1 protein-coding gene is annotated in these 1,457 nt (G+C 51.5%); it reads right to left on the reverse strand.

Annotated features, from left to right (window positions below; genetic code table 11):
- Positions 1 to 67 precede the first annotated feature (67 nt).
- Complete coding sequence (locus tag OKB81_RS20310; protein ID WP_270805429.1) at positions 68 to 1,381, reverse strand: hypothetical protein; 1,314 nt, start codon at positions 1,379 to 1,381, stop codon at positions 68 to 70.
- Between the last annotated feature and the right edge of the window lie 76 nt (positions 1,382 to 1,457).

Below are 1,457 nucleotides of genomic sequence, written 5' to 3' on the forward strand. Positions count from 1 at the left end.
GGATACCGTGTCTCCTTTCCCGGGGAATGGCTATGGCACAGCGAAGGTGTAGCACTATTGGGATCAGTTATTTAGGGGAATCCCCCCTCGCACGCTGATACTGGACCCGAGCCCGAAGTTTAGATAGATGGGACGCTGGCCACAGCGCATCTAAAGGAAGCACACGGTTTGCAGCCGTAGACTTTAGCCCCCGTTTTTGATTACGACGAATGTGAAGATCAATGTAGTCATAGGTATTGGGAGACGGCTCTAACGGCAGAAAATCCAGATCCGCCAGTTGTAGGTACGCCGCCTCACTACGTCGCAAGCCGCTAAAAAAGCATAAGCAAAATAGAAGATGAGCATCTCGAGCGATAACATCCTGCTGCTCACTCAACCATCCCAAGATGGCCTCAGCATGCGATACAGAGATTAGGTTGGCATCTACCCCACCGTGACTGACCGCAATATCCAACTCAGCAACAGGCAGATCTGGTACCAGCTCAGCATCCCGTAAGAAGGTCGCAAAATAGAGCACGAAGCCTTTTCTTGATGGAGACTTCACCTCGTCGCTGGTTCGATTGAGTAGCTCCACCCAGTCAACCCCATCGAGTTCACTTAAGCGATATCCGTTAAAATTTCCCAGAAACGCTGCACCAATGGTGGATACATAATCGACAATAGTCCCAGGTTTGAGTGACCGTTTTACCCGTCCGCCATGCTTAAATAGGGAACGAGCCCACGCAACCAAAAACCAAAGGTAAGGAGTATCACTCGTAGCATGTTGCTCCAACCAATCGGTAAAGCTATTTACCAGCGTGCTGCGACTGATTGTCAACGGGGCATTAGCAGACTTTCCGGGAAGCGGACGCAGCAGACTCATTATCCGCTTCAGCTCGCTCAATTGAGCTGTCACTGTACTGTAGCGCTCTTGGTGCAGTCTGCCCTTCCAAGCTCGTTTCTCTCGGACTGTCAGAAGGTCTTGGTTGACTGACTCTATAACGCCGCCATTGGGCACACACCTATCCGTAACTAGCCGAGCAAAGGTTTCCGGGTTAAGCAGTTGGCTTGGCAGATATCCCGTGTAAATGCCGTAGGCAATAGGGCTATAACGAAGCGTGTAGTCGATCTTACGAAGTAAACGCAGTTTAGATACACCGATGGTGTCATGGCGCCAATCAGACTGTCTCGATAGATAAAGGTTGACGTAGTAGATTGCGGGCCTGGCACCCGATACCGCCCCCCTAGGCTGAGCGCGTAGCCATTGCATCCAGAGAAGAGCCGCAGGATCAGGAAGAACATAGCGACACAGCTGCCCCTTGTACTCAAACTCAAGATAAACCAGCCCTTCGGCGTAGAACAATGGGGGAGCAGCAGCCAGAACGTGTATTGCCTGCTCCAAGGGGCCTTGTTGCACAAATCGGGGAACTATCTAGCCAAGTGGTGATCTGATCTCCCGGATCAATCACCGAGCACAG

Source organism: Aeromonas sp. QDB56, from assembly GCF_027705505.1.
Classification (GTDB): domain Bacteria; phylum Pseudomonadota; class Gammaproteobacteria; order Enterobacterales; family Aeromonadaceae; genus Aeromonas; species Aeromonas caviae.